We start from the raw sequence: 18,356 nt of genomic DNA, 5'->3' as shown, positions 1-18,356 counted from the left end.
TAGGATGGTTCACACATTGCTGTTACTGTACCTCACTAGACTAGGAAATGCTATAAGCTCAATTCGCTACTGATAGTTGCAAGTGGGCTAATATACAGATATTTGCAAACTATCAACTGCTCACTGTTAAATACCATGAAAGCAATTGAAGCTACAGCAACATCTGAAGATGATGAAGTTCCTTATGAAACACCTACTGAAACAGTTATTGAAGGTATTCGTCAAGGCTTACGCGAAGCATTAACTGGAAAAACCATACCACTCTCAGAAATGTGGGAAGGCATTGATGCAGATTGAACCATCACCAAATCCGATTTCTCAGATGTTAGCAATGAAGTAATAGAACAAGCGATCGCACAATACGAGCAAGATCTTTAAATCTATAAAAGCTGCTCCTGAAATAAAAATGAAGCTATACTGCAAGTAGCGATCGCATTGCCAACTGCCAACTGTCCACTGTCCACTGCCAACTATCAACTGCCAACTATCAACTGTCCACTGCCAACTATCAACTGCCAACTATCAACTGCTCAATGAACGAAGCCGAAACCCGTGCCGAACTCATCGATCCTGCCCTCAAAGCCGCAGGTTGGGGCATCGTCGCTGACAGTCGCATTGGTCGAGAAGTCGCCATCACCCTTGGTCGTTTAGTGGGGAATGGTAAACGCGCCAACCCCGAATATGCCGATTATGTCCTGATGTATCGCGGTGAAAAACTCGCCACGATCGAAGCCAAAAAACGCGACTTACCCGACACCGAGGGCTTAGGACAAGCCAAAAAATACGCCGCCAAATTACAGACCCGATTTGCCTACTCCACAAACGGCATCGGCATCTATCAAGTCAATATGCTCACAGGCGCAGAAGCCTACATCAGCCAATACCCAACCCCTGACGAACTTTGGGAAGCCACATTTAGCGAAGCCAATCAATGGCGCGATCGCTTTGCGGCAGTTCCCTTTGAGGACATGAGCGGCACTAGAGAAGCTCGGTATTATCAACACAACGCCGTTAAGCATGTTTTAGAAGCGATCGCCCAAGACAAAAACCGCATTCTCTTAACAATGGCAACGGGCACAGGCAAAACCTTCGTCGCCTTCCAACTCGCATGGAAACTGTTCCAAAGCCGCTGGAACCTCAGCCACAATCCCACCCACCGACCTCGAATTCTCTTCCTCGCCGATCGCAATATTCTCGCCAACCAAGCCTATAACGACTTTTCCGCCTTTCCCGATGATGCCCTAGTTCGCATCGACCCCGAAACCATTCGCAAGAAAGGACGAGTTCCTAAAAACGGCAGCGTCTTCTTCACCATCTTCCAAACCTTCATGACAGGACAAGACGAAGAAGGCAATCCTACTCCAAAATTTAGCGACTATCCCCCCGACTTCTTTGACTTTATCATCATCGATGAATGTCACCGAGGTGGAGCCAGAGACGAAAGCACATGGCGCGGCATCCTCGAATATTTTGCCCCCGCCGTTCAACTCGGACTCACCGCTACCCCAAAACGCGACCAAAATGCCGATACCTATGCCTATTTTGGCGATCCAGTCTATACTTACGCCCTCAAAGATGGCATTAACGACGGCTTCTTAACGCCCTTCAAAGTCAGGCAAATCGAAACCACCCTCGATGAATATATCTACAGCAGCGAAGATGAATTGATCGAAGGCGCAATAGATCAAGCCAAAATCTATACCGAATCTGAGTTTAATCGCATCATCGAAATCGAAGAGCGCGAAAAGTATAGGGTGCAATTATTTATGGAAGCGATCGCGCAGAATCAAAAGACCCTAGTATTTTGCGCCAACCAACCCCATGCCCTCGCTGTTCGTAACCTAATCAACCAAATCAAAATCAGCACCGATCCAAATTATTGTGTCCGTGTCACTGCTGACGATGGCAAAATCGGCGAACAGCACCTCAGTAACTTCCAAGACAACGAAAAAAGCATTCCCACCATTCTTACCACCTCCCAAAAACTTTCCACAGGCGTTAATGCCCGTAACGTTCGTAACATCGTCTTAATGCGTCCGATTAATTCCACGATCGAGTTTAAACAAATCATCGGACGCGGCACAAGGCTATTTGAAGGCAAAGACTACTTCACGATCTACGATTTTGTCAAAGCTTACGAACACTTTAACGACCCCGAATGGGACGGCGAGCCACAAGAACCCGTCATTGTCAAAACCTCAAAAGTACGGGAGGAATCAGGTGAATACAAAGTCACCACTCCCCAAAATGGCAACGAAACCTCAGAAAAATACCGACCTCAAAAAATCAAAATCAAACTCGCTGACGGAACAGAGCGTAACCTCCAACACAAAATGTCCACCAGCTTTTGGAGTCCCGACGGTAAGCCCATGACCGCTACCGAGTTTGTAGAACGTCTCTTTGGCGAAATCCCCGAACTCTTTAAAAACGAAGACGAACTGCGATCGCTCTGGAGTCGCCCCGACACCCGCAAATCTTTACTCGATGGACTTGCCGAAAAAGGCTATGGCAACGAACAACTCACCGAAATTAGCCGTCTAATCGATGCTGAGAAAAGCGACCTGTACGACGTGCTTGCCTATATTGCATATAACACCGAACCGATAAGCCGAAGCGATCGCGTCATGGCTCATAAAGCCTCAATCTTCTCTCGTTATATCGGTAAGCAGCAAGAATTTCTCGACTTTGTTCTAGAGCAATACATCAAAGAAGGCATAGGCGAACTCGATCAATCGAAATTACCGCAACTACTAGAGCTAAAATATCATGCGGTGCGCGACGCGGTAACAGAACTAGGAAATATTCCAACGATTAAGGAAGTGTTCGTCGGATTTCAGAAGTATTTGTATTTGCAGGATAGAGCCGCCTGATTTGTAATACCAATTTAAAGTCTGAGGGTAACAGATCTAGCGTGTTGATAAGAATTATAGTGTCTTGCATTTCCTCTCTGTTGCTATCCGCAATTAAATTGGTATTATTTAGCCAGTTTTAGATGTTTGAGGGTGACGCGATCGCTGGCTTGCTTGTTTGCATCGATTAAATTTTCGGTAGAAAGGTAGAATTATCTCATAAAATCTTAATCGGGACGGTAGATGGCACAGGGAAGATGATTGGCATCGATCGCTACGACAAGATCGATGGGGAGATTCCAGATTTTGGAGCTTTGGGTTAGTGGTGTCATAAAAAGCTCTGGTGGCAGCGATCGCCAGAAATATTGTACGAATTCGAGAATTTCAGCATCGCTCATGCCAGTTTTACCTTGAGCGAGGCGTTGGCGTTCTGCTTCTTGTCGCCATTGCACGCTAAATTCGTAGCTCAGTGGTTTGAGCACGATTAAACTATCCAATTGCTGCCACAAGGGAATGTAGTCATAGAGTCTGGCATTACATTCCAAGGCAAATTCTCGATCTGCTTCAGAGACGAGTGGTGGCATATACTTTGAGAATTTGGAAATTGGTAAGGGATGCACGCCAACAAACCAACCTTCAAACCAGACGATATCTGCCCCCTGATGCGGCAATGGGGAAATGCGATCGCCTGCGCCATTATGGAGTGATTTATCAAAACGGGGGATTTCTATACTCGTTGTGCGATCGCGCAATCGCTCTAAGGTTTTAACCCCAAGCTCAACATCATGGGTACTTGGTGGCCCCCGCCAAATCAGACGCGGATCGCGTTCTCTTAATTGCTGGCGATCGGCATAGGTCTTATAGAGATCGTCCAGCGAGATACTCACACAACTTTTACCTAAAAGCCTCAGGATTCTCTCTAGAATTGCTCCGAGGGTAGTTTTACCAGTGCCCTGTCCGCCTAAAACTCCTTGAATAAACGGACGACCCAAATGCTGAGCGCGATCGGCGAGCCGCATGGCTAAGGGAAGCCATAGGTTCCATAAAGTTTCTAGGAAGTAAGAACCTCGACTAAAATCGAGGACATCTTGACGCAGCAAGTCATATGCGGGCTGGACTAAACGCGATCGCCGTTCTATCTCATGCGCAACATTATGCTGGGTAAGGTCAAAGGCTCTGGCTCTCGCATCGTCACGCAAAATATCCGTTTCTAATTGCTTTTGCTGCCGATCGGTCAGATCGTCACCTGTAGCGAGGTGAAGGAGAATCTCTGAGAGCGAACTGGTGGGGCTTTTAGGGGATGGATCGCCTGCATTCATGCGAGTTTATACAAAACTGGCTATATGCTTAAGTTGCTCTGGGCGTTACTCCAGTAGTTACCATAAAAGAGTAATGCGGTCAGGGAGACTCGAACTCCCACGGTTGCCCACTACCACCTCAAAGTAGCGCGTATACCAATTCCGCCATGACCGCAAACTGAGAAACTGCATAAACAATTTTTCAGCGATTACTATACTACATCAACGATCGCCAGAAATGAACAAAGTCACGCTAGATTGTGAGAAATTATCCATCTCAGGCTCGGTCGCACAGGGCTAAATCTAGTCCCTAGATGCGATCGCAGCCAAATTTAGGCACGCGATCGTCTTGCTGCCCGTAGACATGACCATCATCAGCACCGCTCACTGTCAGCACTTTATCGTTTTTCAATTTAATATCCACGGCATTCATTGCCGAACTATATTTGCCAAGGGCCTTACCATTTAAAAATTCAGAGATGCGTTTGCCTGTTTTGCTGAGCGGCCAGAGCATGACCCGTCCATCATCGCCACCACTGACCAAATAGCAGCCATTCGTACTGAGAGACACCGATCGCACGGGTTTACCCCCATGACCATCTGACCACTGATCGACAATTTCACAATTGCGCGAACCGTTGAGGCAACTACTGAGATTCCAGAGCGTGATGTAGCCTTGGTTGTCGGCAGTAGCCAAAAGATTACGACTAAACCCTGATGTGGCAATACTTTGAATGTAGTCTTCCTGTCCGCCCGGTCTGGGATAGTTCACGGTTTTGACGTTATTCCCAACCCAATTCCATAACACCAACTGGTTAAATCTGCCCGCGATCGCCAAGGTACTGTCATCCTTCCCCACTAAATTGGCATCATAGATGGCAAAATCAAATTGTTGGGTCTGTAAAGGTTGAATCGGATCTTCCGATAAGAAGCTCTGATCGACATCCCATCGCAAGACCAAACCGCTACCATGACTGCTAAACAGATTGCGAGAATCTTGGGTAAACTCTAGCCCAAAGACGCGATCGTCTTTTTTATAGGCAAAGGAACTGCGAGGCTTTTTGCGATCGCTGGTAATTTCCCAAAGTTGAATCTCCCCATTCTCTAAACCAGCCGCCACAAAGTCATTACTCACGGGGCGATAGGTAGCAACTCGAATGGCTTTACCTGCATCTGCCAATACACCTAACTCGACGTTTTCCCAAAGCACGTGAAATCCTGCGGTATTCCATCGTTTAATGGTTTGGTCGTTAGAACTACTGATCGCATTGTTGGACAACCCATTGAACCTAACCGAGGTCACAGCTCCTTTATGCACAAAAAAAGGATTATAGGGGTTGAGCGATGAGAACCAACCCAGCAAAAACAAGATGAGTGCGATCGCCAATGCCAAAAACCAACGAGGTATCACTGGTTTGATCGCCAACTCGACGGTCTGCTGTTCGTCTCGTATATCTGCTCTTCGATCTTGCCAGTTTGCCTTAATTCTAAGGGGAACCTTCTTTACATTACCTACCCAAGGACGAGATTTTTTAATCGTAACGTTCAGAGAGAGTTGGGCATTTTCTAAAGGTTTAACATCAGCTTCGTTGGGCGTAACTTCAAAAGAGCAGCCCTCTCGCCCCCCTCCAAATATCTCAAAACTAACTTTCTGGAGCAAATTACTGGCATTATCAGCATAGAGTGTGTAGATGGCAGGCGTGGAGCGCCAAAACGCCCAAGTTAATTTATTGGGAATAGACTGTTGTTTTGGCGTGCAATCAAAGTCCATATGCCCCTTTGGCATTACTTCTAGGACGGCGTTGGCTTGGGAAGCCAAACCGTTAGTGTGAGCAGCTTCGATCGCCAGTGGATACACTTGACTGATGGTATCCCCATTGAATGGCGGTTGGCAGAGGAAAGAAGTCGAAAATTGCCCCCCAGGTTTGACTTGAAATTGTCTCGTATGACCGTTAGGCAACCACTCCACTGGAATGCCACTACAAGTAAGCGTAACATTGGTTGGAAGTTGGCTGGGATTGCGAACGAGAACGGGAATCTCAACTTGATCGAGCGGAGCTACCTGTAGCTTTGGGAATGGCAGTTCGATGATTAACTTCGTAGAGCTGACGCCTTCCTGAAGATCTAGACGCATCACCTGTCGCGCTTCATCTCTCAGATCCATAGAGAAGGCTCGTACCGTTAGGTTCACCAAACCTAAAAAGCCAGGAACAGGTGTATCTACGATCGATACGTGAAATTCTACTAGATCGCCAGGGGGATTTTTAGTACTAACTTCTGGGGAAATGCTATACCATTCGTAATCTGGATCGACCTCTGAGCCTGCGGCAGTGACTTCTAACTGAAAACTGGCAAAGCGATCGCTTTCATTGACGATCGTTACAGAAAAGGAAGCAGGCTTGCCTCCGGGTCTAAACGCGATGTCTTTTTTAGAGACAACCATTCCAATGAGATTTTCTGCCATGAGTAGAAGAAGTGAATGAGTAACGACTAAATGAATCGAGTAAAATTAAAGAATGCCAGTCTTCGCTTTATACAGCTACCTTCCAGAATTATTCGGGCGATTGCCTGCTGTAGAGGTTCCGTCACGGACAGATCTGGCTTTAGTCAATAAATTTTGCAGATCGTTTGTTTGTCCCATCTTCGCCGCCATTGCTGCTTTTTTGGCTTTATCGGATTCTTGCCTCAACTTACTCATTTGATCTTTCATTCCTTTCTCACGGGCAAATACAACATTGCCCATGCGCTGAAATACTCTTGCCATTTGTCCGATCTCATCATTGCGATCGACCAAACCTGCTAAGTGTTCGTCCGTAAACTCTTGGTCTTCAATTGCCTTAGCTGCTTTATTGAGGCGATCCATTGGATTCAAAAGCCACCTTGCCATCAAAAGACCGATCGCAATACTAAAAACTAAAGTCGCAATAATAATCACAATTGTGTTGCGATTGCTTGCGGCAATTTCTTCCATAAAATCTGACTCTGGAATGACGACCACAATCAGCCAGTCCAATCCATCCTTGCTATGTAACTTCGTTACATTGACGAGTTGGCGGGAGCCCTTGAGATCGAATTTAAATAGTTGATTTTCACCAACCTGTTGAAAGTCTTTAAATTTTTCAATGATGCTCTGAGCTGTTGACTGGATTAGCATATCGCTACTTTTAACCGAAGAGACCCGTTCTTGTTTTCCATCTTTAGTGGTGATAAACGGTGGTTCGTCTGTAGAACTGGCAACGACATCCCCAGATAGTTCGACGATAAATGCTTCTCCAGACTTACTGATTTTTTGTTGCTTGAGAAATTCACTAATTTGAGAAAGGGTAACGTTAATTCCCACTGCACCACGAAATGTTCCAGTGTTTGAGAATACAGGTGTGGCTCGACTAATCGTCAGCAGGCTGCGATCGGCAGAGATAAAGATAGGACTCCAGATTGGTTTTCCCTGTTGTTTCGCTGCCACATACCAAGGTCGTGAAACGGTATCGTAATTTTGCGGTTCGAGCGTAGTTGCACGTTCGCCTTTCTGATTTAGCTTAAATACTAGGCGGTTAGGGGCACTCGCTTCATTCCTCACCCGCAGAAAGGTTTCGCCCTGATAGCGATCGACACCGACAAAATCTCCCCTTTCGTTACCATAGTAAATATGAGATTCTAGCTTTAGTTCTTCAATCTTTTCCCACAGGTGTTTTTGTAAGGCAAGCTGGTCGTCAGGATTTACGATATTTTTATTTAAAACGTAAGCGGTAGAATCATTGATTAATGCTGATTTTTCTAAGTAATTATTAATATGTTGTTCGATTCGTTCGCTAGCATCTTGGCTCAACTGTTGGGCTAACTTGTTGACCGCTTTTTCGCCATTAGCAAAGGATAGCCATCCCGTTAGACCTACAGCGGTAGTCAGTTGTACGATCAAGACCACAGGGATAATGTGTCGAATTGAAGCCATAGTAATAAGCCATGAAGCAAGATACTCATGATTTTAAGCTTCACAGGCTCGTTTAGGGTTAAAACTTTGGTAAATCTTTGAATTAATGAATTGTTTCAGTTGTCAGAAAAAAAGAGCGATTGTCAGTGATCGCCTGTTAATTACTAGAAAAAACATGCTCGCAATCAAAAATACCTATGCTCAAAGTGCGGTCGCACGATAAAACTGTAGGGTGGAAAATTTGTAGGAGGTGGTTGCAGGATATCCTACTTATGAGTTTGGATAATGGATTGTAATGCTTGAAGGCGATCGCCAGTGAAATAGACATCAGGAAATTTCTGTAATTGCAGTTTGTCAAGGCTGCGCTTTACTTGTTCAGAGGACGTAACAATCCAAACTTGGCGATCGCGTTTTACGGCATCTAAGACACTGGTTTCTATAGCCAGTGCAGCCGTTACACCAATTTCTGGAACTTCACTCAAGTCCAAAACTAGAGCTTGGTAATCTTGAACAATCAACATCCGCTGCGAAATGATTTTGGCAGCACCAAAACTCAGAGGTCCCCCTAACTGAAACAGCAAAATCTTGCCCTCAGCCTGAGACAACAATTCCCGTTCTTCAGGTTCAAGGTTGTGGGCATAAGCAGGATCGGTAATGGCTTGGATGCGATCGCTTTGGATGTCCGTTAAGCGCTTGATCGTTAAAATATTTGCAATAAAAACACCTACAACGACTGCCGTAATTAAATCCACGCATACCGTCAAAACCAATACCAAATACATCAACCCCGTACCTTTAAAAGAGAGATGGTGAGCGCGTTTAATAAAGTTCCAATCAATAATATCCATGCCAACTTTGAGCAATAAACCTGCCAACACCGCATGGGGAATTACCGCCGTCAAAGGGCCCGCCACCAGAACTACCATCAGCAACACCACCGCATGAATCATCCCCGATAACGGGGTTTTCCCTCCTGCTTTGACATTGACTACCGTTCGCATAGTTGCTCCAGCTCCTGACAAGCCCCCAAATAGTCCTGCCAATACATTCCCAATTCCCTGTCCAATTAGCTCCTTATCTGACTCATGCTGGGTTTGGGTCATGCTATCTGCAACGAGGGAAGTCAAGAGCGAATCGATCGCTCCCAAAAAGCCCAAGGTTGCACCATAGCGCAGCATATCCGCTAACTCTCGCAGATTAAATGTGGGCATTCGCAACTTTGGTAGTTCGCTAGGAATTGCTCCAATCCGAGAAATATCGGCATTCTTAAAAAATAGAACCGACAGGATCGTACAGACGACTAAAGCCATCAGGGGTGAAGGAAAAACTCGGTTTAATTTTGGCGGCGCGACAAAAACTAAGAATAGGGTCAAGACTCCTAGTCCCATTGCCACAGGATTGGGCTGGCTTATGTAACTCGGCAATTGCCGCAGCGTATCTAATATCTCACCAGTACCTGCATACCCAAGCAGGGGTGGCAACTGCAGCAAAATAATGATTATGCCAATCCCTGACATAAAACCAGAGATGACAGTATAGGGGATGAGGGTGATGTACTGCCCTAGCTTCAGGACACCTAACAAAATTTGGAACAACCCACCTAACATTACGACCGTAAAGGCAACTGCAAGAGCAGTTTCGAGATTGTCTTTGTAATTTGCGATCGAGGAAGCAATCACTGTGGTAATGACTATGGTCATTGGTCCTGTTGGCCCTGAAACTTGAGCAGGTGTACCCCCAAAGAGTGCTGCAAAAAAGCCGACAAAGATCGCTCCATATAGTCCTGCGATCGCGCCCGCGCCAGAGGCAACTCCAAAGGCTAAAGCCAGTGGTAGTGCCACAATCGCCGCTGTTACTCCCCCAAACAGATCGCCACGCCAATTTTGAAAATGAATCTTATTGACTAGATTGATAGACATAGGTATTTAAGAAATTTAACAATTAGAAGTTTGCGTGGCGAATTACTAGATCCAAGATGGGAGTCTGCTTGGTAGAATATTCCATCTAATCTTTGCTGTTTGGTCGATCTTGGTGGTCTAGTCTTCTTCCTGATTGACAACAGAAGTTCTATAATCTCCCTTTTTTATCCCCATGATTTTCCCATAGCTTTAAACCTTTTGCTCCTATCATAAGCCAGCCAATGGTTTCTATAGAGCGATCGCAGAATATCTGCATGCCCAGTAGCCGAGGGGACGGGAATGTCAAAGAAAAACGATGGGTCTCAACCTAGATAGGGGTTAGTAAAATCATGGGTCTTTGTGCGAGAATTGGCAATAATGTTGGGAAGAACACAAAACCACCTGTAGAATCAAGGGTGACCCATATTTTGCCTAATTTATGACCATCCAAGTCTACGGAATTCCCAACTGCGGAACTTGTAAAAAAGCGCTAGCATGGCTACAAGACAAAAACATTGACTTTGAATTTATCAATACCAAAGAGCAGCCACCCAGTGAAAGTGCGATCGCGTTATGGGTCAAAGCACTTGGCAATCAACCCATGCGAAATACTTCAGGGCAGTCCTATCGGTCGCTTGGAACTGAGAAAGATGCATGGACAGATACGGAATGGATAGAGGCTTTTAGTCAAGATCCGATGCTGCTCAAACGCCCTCTGTTTGTTAAGGATGGCATTGCTGTATCCGTAGGATTTCGCAACCCTGAAGATCTGCGCCAAAAGCTAGCCTAGCTTTTTAGGGAACTTTGAAGGTAACAGAAAATCCCATGCTTGCCAATCATATTTCTCTGGGAATACCCTCAAAATTTTTCCTTGGCGAATAGATTGAACCCTCCTTTGCACGCATCCTCACTTTTAAGACGGTTAACTATGTTATGAAGAACCCATTTTTAGTTATTCTCAGCCTCGTTATTGGACTAACATCCTTTAGTTCTACTGCACAGGCGGATAATTACACCATTCAGCCAGAAAGGGTAATCAGCGTCGTGACGGCTGACTGGAATTTTGAGACTTCTGCTTCTGCTGTAGCGCTTGCCAATTGGTCTGCAAGTTTAGTTAAAGAATGTGACTAATTCTGCCATAAATCCACCATAAATCCATGGTTTGGCCGTCATCCGCAGCATTATATAATTAGTTCCAAAACCCTATGAGCCTAGAGACATTATTTACCGAGTACCGCCTCCCAATTATCTTTCTCATGCTCGCCACCCCTTGGCTCACCTATTTGATTTGCTACGCTATCCCCGGGAAAACCGAAGAACCCTTTGTCTTGAGTGCCAACCTCTGGCTCTCGGTTTTGAGTATGCTCACGCTGGCAGGGTATCTAACCTATGCAACCCATACCAAGGGATGGGAAATGATTGTCAAACAAGCTGATGTATTTTTGCTGTTTTTGCCACCCTATCATCTGATTGCATCGCTGTGGCTATCAAAGCAACGCCTTCCTTTGATTGAGATTCCTGCCTTTCGCACCCTACAGGGCTTGATCGTCATGGCAGGTGTTTATATGGTTTTGGCATGGATTGCCTCTGCTACTAGAATCTACATTATTGTATTTTCCTTCATTCCATTCCCCATGTTTTTAGGCTTACTGGCACTCTTGGTAGGCATTGGCTATTTAGGATATCGCCGCACGTTTGGGACATAGGCAGTTAAAAAAGCATTTCATCAAGCCGCTAACAAAATTAATTACAGAATTTGGCTGAAAGCGATTTGAGCTTTACAATGAGCTTTGCGATGGTTACGCATAGCCTAGTTAATGATGCAAGAACAAACAATTCCCCCACGCGACTTTTCATGGGCTTTTTGGCATATTGTCCCGCTTTACCCATATAGTAAGCGGCGCACAATTCGGCATGAAGCGATCGCTAATGCGGTTTGGACATTCGATCAACTGCAAGGCATCTTTTATGTGGTCGTACCGATCCGAATGACGGTGGTTAAACTCGATCGCGGTGGGTTGCTGGTTTACGCCCCTGTTGCCCCAACGACTGAGTGCATTCGCCTCGTCAAAGAATTGGTCGCAGAGCATGGTGATGTCAAGTACATCATCTTGCCAACTGCCTCTGGACTCGAGCATAAAGTCTTTGTCGGACCTTTTGCGAGATGCTTTCCCAATGCCCAAGTATTTGTCACCCCCGATCAATGGAGCTTTCCGCTCAATTTGCCCTTAAGCTGGCTGGGTTTGCCGCGCAAGCGCACGCAGGTGCTGCCTCAAGATAGCCGTCAAGCACCCTTTGCCGATCAGTTTGACTATGCAATTCTAGATTCCATCCATCTTGGCTTAGGAAAATTCACCGAAGTTGCGTTTTTTGATCGGCGATCGCGAACGTTATTGGTAACCGATATGGTGATTTCCATTCCCCAAGATCCCCCTGCGATCGTGCAAGTCGATCCATACCCCTTATTGTTTCATGCCAAAGATCGCGCCTCCGATCTTGTAGAAGATACGCAGTCAAACCGTCGCAAGGGATGGCAGCGCATCTCCCTATTTGCTATGTACTTCCGTTCCAGTGTTTTAGATGTGATGCCCTGGGGGGAGACTTTTCGCGATGCGGCTCAAGCCAGCGATCGCTCTAAAAAAGCTTATTTCGGACTATTTCCCTTTCAATGGAAACCTAATTGGCAAAGGGCATTTGAGGCATTGCGCGGCAATGGAAGATTGTTGGTTGCACCGATCCTCCAAACCTTAATTCTCAATCGCGCACCAAGAGAAACGCTCGCATGGGCCGATAAAATCGCCAGTTGGAACTTTCAACAAATTATTCCCTGTCATTTTGATGCTCCGATCGCCGCATCTCCGCAACAGTTTCGCCAAGCCTTCTCTTTTTTAGAAAAGCAAGCTTCTGCCCATACATTTTTACCTCCAGAAGACGTACAGCTTTTGCAGGAGATCGATCGCAGCCTGCACAAACGCGGCATTTTACCACCCGTAAAAGAGAAAGTGTAAATTTCAACTAACTCTCGTTGCTGGAGAATCATCAAAAGTATCCTCGCCTACATTATTCATAAAGATATCAGAAAGTCTTCAAAAGCCTTGCCCGAAAGATAACTTGGTAAGGTGAATCATGCAAACCAAAATTAAGGCGAAAATTGCATTTGTAAATCTTAAGATTTCATGATAAAACAATAAATATTGTAGGTACTTTACAAAACTAAAGCTTATATATACAGAGGGAAATGCTGTAGGGTTCTCATTTGGGCAAATGCCACAACCCGCGATCGCCGATTTAAACCCATTGAACATCTTCGCAACACCCTCAAGCCAAGGTCTAGCCTCACTCTACCATCCCCCATTAACTTTTGAATCTCAAGATTCCATTTCAAACCCCTTAGCAGTTTTAGCATTTCAAAACTCCATTTCGGGTCAAGATTCCCACACAGCCTCTCCATCGATTCCATTCGGAGCTGACTTAAATTCCGAACTTTTGCACCCAGACACCTCCCTCAATCCCAATACTCCTGTTCGCTTCGATTCCTTAACTGGAATACTTTCGATCCAAGGAGACAGCAGAGACAATATTCTCCACGAATCGACGAGCAAACGCGGCTACTTCGAACTCAACCTTGATGGGCTTCTATTTTCCAGCGATGCAAACTCCGCCCACTACACCCAAGCCCTAGCAGGAGCCACCAGAGATAGCGTCAAAGCCCTCAACTTTGAGGGTGGACTCGGACATGACAAACTCATTTTAGATCGCCAAGCTCTCAACCAAACCCTCAGCGTTACTGCCGATGATGAAGTTAACATTACTGGAAACATCAGCAGCAAAGGCGATGTCAATATCACTGCTGCCGAAATCAAACTCAACGCCAAGCTACAAGCCAACTCCATTTTCTTTAACGCCGCAAGTGTTTTGAACCAAGGGGAAATCAAGACCAAAGGTAGTACCACGATAAACTTTACGGATAAATATACTGACAGTGTGCGATCGTCAATTTCTGGGAAAAAAATTGGGATCTCTGGCGGCACGACGGGTAGTTTGGAAGCAAGCGGTAAGTTTGTCGCAAAAGAGATCGCACTCCTCGGCAAACAAGTCAGTCTCTTGGGTGCAAATATTGATGCGTCGGGCAAAAATGGCGGCGGTACTGTCCTAATTGGTGGTGACTATCAAGGCAAAGGCATAGAACGGGGCATCGTCAATGCTACGAACACAGTAGTAGATAAGAATACAGTCATACTTGCTGACGCACTGACCAAGGGTAATGGTGGGAAAGTTTTCATCTGGTCAGACGAAGAGACAATTTTTAAAGGCAGTGTGAGCGTGAAAGGTGGCTCCAAATCAGGAAATGGTGGCTTTGTTGAGGTCTCTGGGAAACACCAACTTAAATTTGCTGGGCAAGTTGACACGAGTGCTCCTAACGGAAAATTTGGTACTCTTTTAATCGATCCAGAGAATATTTACATTGGGGCGGATGATGGTGACCCTGACACCTATGATGTTTCTGACCTAGCGAAACAAACTGGTAATGTTATCCTGTCTGCCACCAATAACATCACGATTGAAGAGTTAGATTTTGTTGAATCTACAGGCACAATCACCATCCAAGCAGATTCCGATCGTGATGGAGTTGGAACAGTCACTGTAAACCCAAATGTAGGTCAAACAGGTACAGTCTCGACAGGTAGTCGCAATATTGATATTTCTGGAGTAATAGTTAATTTAGGGAATCTTGGCAGTGGTAGTGGCAATATTACTGTCACCGCCGCAAATTCAATTACTGCAAGCCAATTTGTTGCTACTTCTGGCGGCAATATCACCGTCACTGCAAAAAACTCAATTACTGTAAACGGTCACTTAGACAGTGATAATAACAATGGAAATGGCGGCACTATTACTCTCAAAAGTACAATGGGTAATATATTCGCCAGTAGTATTTCTGCGTACTCTCAAAACGCCAATGCAGGCAAAATCGATGTTAGAGCTAAGACCGGAATTCAAATATCTGGTATAGCAAGTATGCCATTCTCTAATGGCGTTGGATACTCCCAATCCAGCCCTTTAGGTTCGGTTTTTATGTCAGCAGATGATTTCATTGATATCGGCGCTTTATCTTTGGGGAAATCAGTTGATGCTCATCTAATTAGTAGGAATAGTAACATCAGTATTGGACTAACAGCAATTGCACTCTCTAATGGCGTTGCTTCAAATTTGAGATTAGATGCAAAGTTGGGGATACAAACAGGAAGTATTAATTCGTCCGCACAATTTGATGGATTTGCCAATGTTAATGGGAACGCGGGAAATGTCGGAATGAGAGCTGGAGGAGACATTGAGGCAGAAGCGATCCATACAAACGCAACTGGAACAGGTAATGGTGGTTTTATAGATTTGCAAAGTCTAGAGGGTAAGATTCGCATTGCTAAAGTGGAGCGCTACAATAATGGCTTCTATCCTCCTAGTGCTAACTACCTTCGTTCTGATAGTGTCGGAGGAAGAGGTGGAAATATCACGCTAAAAGCAGCGAAGACAGTTGTAGTTGATGGTGCATTTCAGAAAGATGGTACTGATTACAGTATTTATTCTGGCGGAGCTACAGGAAATGGAAGGATTTGGATTGAGCGAGAGATTGGACCAGCGGGCAATTTCTTTGCGGTGGGCGATGCTACTTATAATGGAACTAAGGCGGCGATTAGCGGTGGTTTGAATGCTAATGGCAAAGAAAACATTCTGTCACCAACAACGGTTGTCATCGGTGATTATTCCAAGGGAAATATCAAGATTCTTACGCCAAATGGTACTCCACCAGAGACGATTCCCGTCACGCCTTCCCCTAGTCCAACCCCTACTACATATAGCTATACTACTGTTACATCGCTCGAAGTTCGCAATCTACTCAATCAAAACAAAATAGCAGAAGCAGTTGTAGCTCTGGATAATCTACGTACAGATGAATTTCTCAGGAGCCAAAATAATTCGCCAAGAACTATTCCACCTTTAACGTCTATCGGTCAGATTCAAAACTTTTTAGCGAATGGCGATCGGCAAGCTGGCACGTCATCAGCAGTGGTTTACACTTTCTTGGATGGACAGGAACTCGACCTAATTACCGTTACTGCTACGGGTGCTCCTGTGTATGAAGCCATTTTAAATAAAGAGATCAAAGCGATTCTCCAAAAACCCCTATTAACAATAACTGCAAAACAAGCTATAGAAGACGCTGTTATCGACTTTAGAAGCGACCTTCGTGATCCAGATTCCCCAGACTATCGAAATACAGGTAAGCCTCTTTACGACTTATTAATTAAGCCGATAGAAGCCGATATTGCTCAGGTGAATAACCTGATTTTCGCACCAGATTCAACATTTAGATCCATTCCACTTGCTGCACTATATAATGGTACGCAGCATCTGTGTGAAAAGTTTAGTAGTAGCATTACGCCTAGCGTTCAAGTTATCCGATCCGATACTTATACCTCTTTAAAAGATGCAGATGTCTTGAAAATGGGAGCAACAGAATTTATCCCTGGAGGAGGTTGGAGATCTTTACCTCAAACGTTAGGAGAAATGGAAATAATCGGACAACTTGAGATGGCATCTGCCTCACCCACATCACAAAACGCGATCTATCTAAACCAACAGTTCAACGAACCGAATGTCAGAAAGCTAGTCCAGAACGGTAACGAGCAGATCGTTCACTTTTCAACTCATGGATTCGAATCTGCGTTGGCTACAGAAAGTCCTTTTGGAATTGGGCAATCCTATCTCGTTTTAGGAGTTAATAACGGAGTCAAGGATCTGCTTCTAACTGCATCAGATTTTCGCAACATGAAAGGTCTAGATAAAAAGGAGCTAGTCGTTTTTAGCGCTTGTCAGACTTTCATCAATAAGACCAAAGAGCAATTTGGGCTGGCTGGTGCTGCATTGATTGGTGGGGCTAAGTCGGTACTTGGTTCTTACTGGGTTGTAAGCGACCAAGGCACAATGGCTCTTATGGGCGGCTTTTATCAACAACTGCTCGATGCTGGACTGCCAAAGACCAAAGCATTACAAAATATACAGAAAGCAATGCTGTTAGGCGGAGCAAATTTGAACAAAAATGCTGGCACATTGGAAATACCCAATCTTCAGAGTTATGTAACACTAGCATTACCAACATACACAAAAGAAAAATTAACAGATAGGCCTAATGGTATTGGTCTTAAACACCCCTACTATTGGGCAAGTTTTGGCTTGAGTGGAAATCCTTGGTAACAGGTAGTCTCTTGATTGAGTTATCTTTGTAAGTATTTGCAGTCTTCTTATCTCAAATTCAAAATACTTCCATCTATGAAAACTTTTAGAAAGCTCTTTCCCAAATGTATGATTTTTAGCATTATTGCTAGCATCATCTGCTCTTTTTCGATAACAGCAATGCAGACATATACGAATAAGAGCTTCTTTGAGCTTTGCCAAGAGAGGGCTAGTTTAACACCTGAAACTCAGCATACAATTAATCTTTTATTGAAAGAAGCAGGCACTTCTAACTGTACTGAAGCTAACAAAAAATTAACAGGTGTTAAGTCTCTTTCTTTTAGTGATAACAGTCTAAGTGACTTAACACCCATCGAATCTTTAATAAACATTGAAAGTTTTAATAGTCAAAATGCTCAGATTTCTGATATCAGTTCATTAAGGTTTTTAAAAAAATTGCAGATTCTTAATCTCAGCAATAATCAAATTACTGACATAAGCCCTTTAAGATCGCTAACTAACTTAGAAAGGCTTGAGATAAGTCAGAATAAAGTCTCTGATATTAGTACGCTAGAATCTCTAAAAAGCTTGGTGTCACTTAGCTTAAGTGTAAATAAAGTTACTGATATAAGTCCTTTGCGATCGCTCAAAAACTTGCGAGTAATTAATTTAGCTAGTAATCAAATCTCTGATATTAGTCCCCTTCAATCATTAACTGAGCTAAGATATCTTAACCTTATTGACAATCGGATCTCTGACATTAAGCCATTAGAGAAACTCACGAAGTTAACTGGTCTTGGTATTTCTGACAATCGTATTTCTGATATTAGTTCGCTCAAAGACATGACAGACTTAGTTACTCTAAGTGCCAAACGTAATCAAATCTCAGATGTTCGTCCATTACAATTTCTTACAAAACTAGAGAAACTTCATTTGTCCGATAACTATATTACAGATATTAGTGCATTAAAAACCTTAACGCAATTAGAAATTATGGATATGAGAAAAAATCCAATTACCAATAAAACTTGTCCACCATTACGACTACCAGACTACTGTTATTTTTAAAGATTTTTGCAGTTTTGGTAGCATAAGCGCCAATTCAAGAATGAAATGCAACGCCTAGAGATCTTTGCGTAAAGGGACTCAT

General features: G+C 44.3%; 13 protein-coding genes and 1 tRNA gene. 8 read left to right on the top strand and 6 right to left on the bottom strand.

All coding sequences use genetic code 11. The features are described 5' to 3' along the window. Positions 1 to 135 precede the first annotated feature (135 nt). On the top strand, positions 136 to 297 hold the full coding sequence (locus tag V2H45_RS20430) for a hypothetical protein (RefSeq protein WP_330485530.1): 162 nt from the start codon (positions 136 to 138) through the stop codon (positions 295 to 297). Between the two features lie 21 nt (positions 298 to 318). Here V2H45_RS20430 and V2H45_RS20425 read toward each other — a convergent pair whose 3' ends face one another. Then, positions 319 to 519, bottom strand: a complete 201-nt coding sequence (locus V2H45_RS20425) for a hypothetical protein (RefSeq protein ID WP_330485529.1) — start codon at positions 517 to 519, stop codon at positions 319 to 321. A 14-nt stretch (positions 520 to 533) separates the two neighbouring features. On the opposite strand from V2H45_RS20425, the gene hsdR reads away from it, so the two are divergent. Next, positions 534 to 2,870, top strand: coding sequence for an EcoAI/FtnUII family type I restriction enzme subunit R (gene hsdR / locus V2H45_RS20420; protein WP_330485528.1), 2,337 nt, complete (start codon positions 534 to 536; stop codon positions 2,868 to 2,870). A gap of 206 nt (positions 2,871 to 3,076) precedes the next feature. On the opposite strand, the gene V2H45_RS20415 is transcribed toward hsdR, so the two are convergent. The 5 genes from V2H45_RS20415 to V2H45_RS20395 form a co-directional block, all read right to left on the bottom strand. Then, positions 3,077 to 4,168, bottom strand: a complete 1,092-nt coding sequence (locus tag V2H45_RS20415; RefSeq protein ID WP_330485527.1) for a glycerate kinase — start codon at positions 4,166 to 4,168, stop codon at positions 3,077 to 3,079. A 74-nt stretch (positions 4,169 to 4,242) separates the two neighbouring features. After that, a tRNA-Leu gene (locus tag V2H45_RS20410) sits at positions 4,243 to 4,322 on the bottom strand. Positions 4,323 to 4,457: 135 nt separating this feature from the next. Beyond that, entirely contained in the window at positions 4,458 to 6,611 is a 2,154-nt protein-coding gene (locus tag V2H45_RS20405; protein WP_330485526.1) for a WD40 repeat domain-containing protein, read from the bottom strand. Between the two features lie 75 nt (positions 6,612 to 6,686). Beyond that, positions 6,687 to 8,096 (bottom strand): cache and HAMP domain-containing protein, encoded by a 1,410-nt coding sequence (locus V2H45_RS20400; protein ID WP_330485525.1) that lies wholly within the window; start codon positions 8,094 to 8,096, stop codon positions 6,687 to 6,689. Between the two features lie 245 nt (positions 8,097 to 8,341). Beyond that, a complete protein-coding gene (locus V2H45_RS20395; RefSeq protein WP_330485524.1) occupies positions 8,342 to 9,994 on the bottom strand; it encodes a SulP family inorganic anion transporter in 1,653 nt (550 codons plus the stop codon). A 418-nt stretch (positions 9,995 to 10,412) separates the two neighbouring features. Between V2H45_RS20395 and V2H45_RS20390 the strand changes: the two genes are divergently transcribed. From V2H45_RS20390 to V2H45_RS20365, 6 genes are all read left to right on the top strand, one after another. Then, complete coding sequence (locus V2H45_RS20390) at positions 10,413 to 10,763, top strand: Spx/MgsR family RNA polymerase-binding regulatory protein (protein ID WP_330485523.1); 351 nt, start codon at positions 10,413 to 10,415, stop codon at positions 10,761 to 10,763. A gap of 143 nt (positions 10,764 to 10,906) precedes the next feature. After that, positions 10,907 to 11,104, top strand: coding sequence for a hypothetical protein (locus V2H45_RS20385; RefSeq protein WP_330485522.1), 198 nt, complete (start codon positions 10,907 to 10,909; stop codon positions 11,102 to 11,104). Between the two features lie 74 nt (positions 11,105 to 11,178). After that, positions 11,179 to 11,679 (top strand): hypothetical protein, encoded by a 501-nt coding sequence (locus tag V2H45_RS20380; RefSeq protein ID WP_330485521.1) that lies wholly within the window; start codon positions 11,179 to 11,181, stop codon positions 11,677 to 11,679. 114 nt (positions 11,680 to 11,793) lie between these two features. Further along, positions 11,794 to 12,981 (top strand): DUF4336 domain-containing protein, encoded by a 1,188-nt coding sequence (locus V2H45_RS20375; RefSeq protein ID WP_408648850.1) that lies wholly within the window; start codon positions 11,794 to 11,796, stop codon positions 12,979 to 12,981. Between the two features lie 256 nt (positions 12,982 to 13,237). Further along, positions 13,238 to 17,227, top strand: a complete 3,990-nt coding sequence (locus V2H45_RS20370; RefSeq protein ID WP_330485519.1) for a CHAT domain-containing protein — start codon at positions 13,238 to 13,240, stop codon at positions 17,225 to 17,227. A 75-nt stretch (positions 17,228 to 17,302) separates the two neighbouring features. Then, on the top strand, positions 17,303 to 18,274 hold the full coding sequence (locus V2H45_RS20365) for a leucine-rich repeat domain-containing protein (protein ID WP_330485518.1): 972 nt from the start codon (positions 17,303 to 17,305) through the stop codon (positions 18,272 to 18,274). Positions 18,275 to 18,356 lie beyond the last annotated feature (82 nt).

This window comes from Tumidithrix elongata BACA0141 (genome assembly GCF_036349135.1).
Taxonomy (GTDB): domain Bacteria; phylum Cyanobacteriota; class Cyanobacteriia; order Pseudanabaenales; family Pseudanabaenaceae; genus Tumidithrix; species Tumidithrix elongata.
The sequence above is the reverse complement of the archived record's forward strand: the minus strand, read 5'-3'. Positions and strand labels throughout refer to the sequence as shown.

Coding starts and splice junctions, on each gene's coding strand:
- V2H45_RS20430 (WP_330485530.1), top strand. CDS start 136: ATGAAAGCAATTGAAGCTACAGCAACATCTGAAGATGATGAAGTTCCT.
- hsdR (WP_330485528.1), top strand. CDS start 534: ATGAACGAAGCCGAAACCCGTGCCGAACTCATCGATCCTGCCCTCAAA.
- V2H45_RS20415 (WP_330485527.1), bottom strand. CDS start 4,168: ATGAATGCAGGCGATCCATCCCCTAAAAGCCCCACCAGTTCGCTCTCA.
- V2H45_RS20405 (WP_330485526.1), bottom strand. CDS start 6,611: ATGGCAGAAAATCTCATTGGAATGGTTGTCTCTAAAAAAGACATCGCG.
- V2H45_RS20400 (WP_330485525.1), bottom strand. CDS start 8,096: ATGGCTTCAATTCGACACATTATCCCTGTGGTCTTGATCGTACAACTG.
- V2H45_RS20395 (WP_330485524.1), bottom strand. CDS start 9,994: ATGTCTATCAATCTAGTCAATAAGATTCATTTTCAAAATTGGCGTGGC.
- V2H45_RS20390 (WP_330485523.1), top strand. CDS start 10,413: ATGACCATCCAAGTCTACGGAATTCCCAACTGCGGAACTTGTAAAAAA.
- V2H45_RS20385 (WP_330485522.1), top strand. CDS start 10,907: ATGAAGAACCCATTTTTAGTTATTCTCAGCCTCGTTATTGGACTAACA.
- V2H45_RS20380 (WP_330485521.1), top strand. CDS start 11,179: ATGAGCCTAGAGACATTATTTACCGAGTACCGCCTCCCAATTATCTTT.
- V2H45_RS20375 (WP_408648850.1), top strand. CDS start 11,794: ATGCAAGAACAAACAATTCCCCCACGCGACTTTTCATGGGCTTTTTGG.
- V2H45_RS20370 (WP_330485519.1), top strand. CDS start 13,238: ATGCCACAACCCGCGATCGCCGATTTAAACCCATTGAACATCTTCGCA.
- V2H45_RS20365 (WP_330485518.1), top strand. CDS start 17,303: ATGAAAACTTTTAGAAAGCTCTTTCCCAAATGTATGATTTTTAGCATT.